1 rRNA gene (cut by a window edge) is annotated in these 2,500 nt (G+C 52.4%); it reads left to right on the top strand.

The features are described from left to right. Nucleotides 1–12 precede the first annotated feature (12 nt). Nucleotides 13–2,500, top strand: a 23S ribosomal RNA gene (locus tag C1726_RS07950) (it continues 447 nt past the right edge of the window).

Raw genomic sequence — 2,500 nt, forward strand, 5'->3', positions numbered from 1 at the left:
TTGACCGAAGTAGGTTAAGTTAGAAAGGGCGCACGGTGAATGCCTAGGCACTAGGAGCCGATGAAGGACGGGACTAACACCGATATGCTTCGGGGAGCTGTAAGTAAGCTTTGATCCGGAGATTTCCGAATGGGGGAACCCTCTATCCGTAATGGGATAGAATCTTTACCTGAATACATAGGGTAATGAAGGCAGACCCGGGGAACTGAAACATCTAAGTACCCGGAGGAAGAGAAAGCAAACGCGATTCCCTGAGTAGCGGCGAGCGAAACGGGATTAGCCCAAACCAAGAGGCTTGCCTCTTGGGGTTGTAGGACACTCTACACGGAGTTACAAAGGAACGAGGTAAATGAACAGGTCTGGAAAGGCCGGCCAGAGAAGGTAAAAGCCCTGTAGTTGAAACTTCGTTCCCTCCAGAGTGGATCCTGAGTACGGCGGGACACGAGAAATCCCGTCGGAAGCAGGGAGGACCATCTCCCAAGGCTAAATACTCCCTAGTGACCGATAGTGAACCAGTACCGTGAGGGAAAGGTGAAAAGCACCCCGGAAGGGGAGTGAAAGAGATCCTGAAACCGTGTGCCTACAAGTAGTTAGAGCCCGTTAATGGGTGATAGCGTGCCTTTTGTAGAATGAACCGGCGAGTTACGATTACATGCGAGGTTAAGTTGAATAGACGGAGCCGCAGCGAAAGCGAGTCTGAATAGGGCGAATGAGTATGTGGTCGTAGACCCGAAACCAGGTGATCTACCCATGTCCAGGTTGAAGTTCAGGTAACACTGAATGGAGGACCGAACCCACGCACGTTGAAAAGTGCGGGGATGAGGTGTGGGTAGCGGAGAAATTCCAATCGAACTTGGAGATAGCTGGTTCTCTCCGAAATAGCTTTAGGGCTAGCCTCATGTAGAAAGAGTCTTGGAGGTAGAGCACTGTTTGGACTAGGGGCCCCCATCGGGTTACCGAATTCAGACAAACTCCGAATGCCAAAGACTTATCCATGGGAGTCAGACTGCGAGTGATAAGATCCGTAGTCAAGAGGGAAACAGCCCAGACCACCAGCTAAGGTCCCAAAGTATACGTTAAGTGGAAAAGGATGTGGAGTTGCTTAGACAACCAGGATGTTGGCTTAGAAGCAGCCACCATTTAAAGAGTGCGTAATAGCTCACTGGTCGAGTGACTCTGCGCCGAAAATGTACCGGGGCTAAACGTATCACCGAAGCTGTGGATGGACATCTACCGATGTCCGTGGTAGGAGAGCGTTCTAAGGGCGTTGAAGCTAGACCGCAAGGACTGGTGGAGCGCTTAGAAGTGAGAATGCCGGTATGAGTAGCGAAAGATGGGTGAGAATCCCATCCACCGAATGCCTAAGGTTTCCTGAGGAAGGCTCGTCCGCTCAGGGTTAGTCGGGACCTAAGCCGAGGCTGAAAAGCGTAGGCGATGGACAACAGGTTGATATTCCTGTACCACCAAACTCCGTTTGAGCAATGGGGGGACGCAGGAGGATAGGGTAAGCGCACTGCTGGATATGTGCGTCTAAGCAGTTAGGCTGCAAGCGAGGAAAATCCCGTTTGCGTGAAGGCTGAGCTGTGACAGCGAGGGAAATATAGTACCGAAGTTCCTGATTCCACACTGCCAAGAAAAGCCTCTAGCGAGGATAAGGTGCCCGTACCGCAAACCGACACAGGTAGGCGAGGAGAGAATCCTAAGGTGAGCGAGAGAACTCTCGTTAAGGAACTCGGCAAAATGACCCCGTAACTTCGGGAGAAGGGGTGCTCTTTGGGGTGTTAAAGCCTCGAAGAGCCGCAGTGAATAGGCCCAGGCGACTGTTTAGCAAAAACACAGGTCTCTGCGAAGCCGCAAGGCGAAGTATAGGGGCTGACGCCTGCCCGGTGCTGGAAGGTTAAGAGGAGGGGTTAGCTCACGCGAAGCTCTGAATTGAAGCCCCAGTAAACGGCGGCCGTAACTATAACGGTCCTAAGGTAGCGAAATTCCTTGTCGGGTAAGTTCCGACCCGCACGAAAGGCGTAACGATCTGGGCACTGTCTCAACGAGAGACTCGGTGAAATTATAGTACCTGTGAAGATGCAGGTTACCCGCGACAGGACGGAAAGACCCCGTGGAGCTTTACTGTAGCCTGATATTGAATTTCGGTACAGCTTGTACAGGATAGGTAGGAGCCTTGGAAGCCGGAGCGCCAGCTTCGGTGGAGGCATCGGTGGGATACTACCCTGGCTGTATTGAAATTCTAACCCATGCCCCTGATCGGGGCAGGAGACAGTGTCAGGTGGGCAGTTTGACTGGGGCGGTCGCCTCCTAAAAAGTAACGGAGGCGCCCAAAGGTTCCCTCAGAATGGTTGGAAATCATTCGAAGAGTGTAAAGGCATAAGGGAGCTTGACTGCGAGACCTACAAGTCGAGCAGGGACGAAAGTCGGGCTTAGTGATCCGGTGGTTCCGCATGGAAGGGCCATCGCTCAACGGATAAAAGCTACCCCGGGGATAACA

The sequence above is a fragment of the Cytobacillus massiliigabonensis genome (genome assembly GCF_900199725.1).
GTDB classification, from domain to species: domain Bacteria; phylum Bacillota; class Bacilli; order Bacillales; family Cytobacillaceae; genus Cytobacillus; species Cytobacillus massiliigabonensis.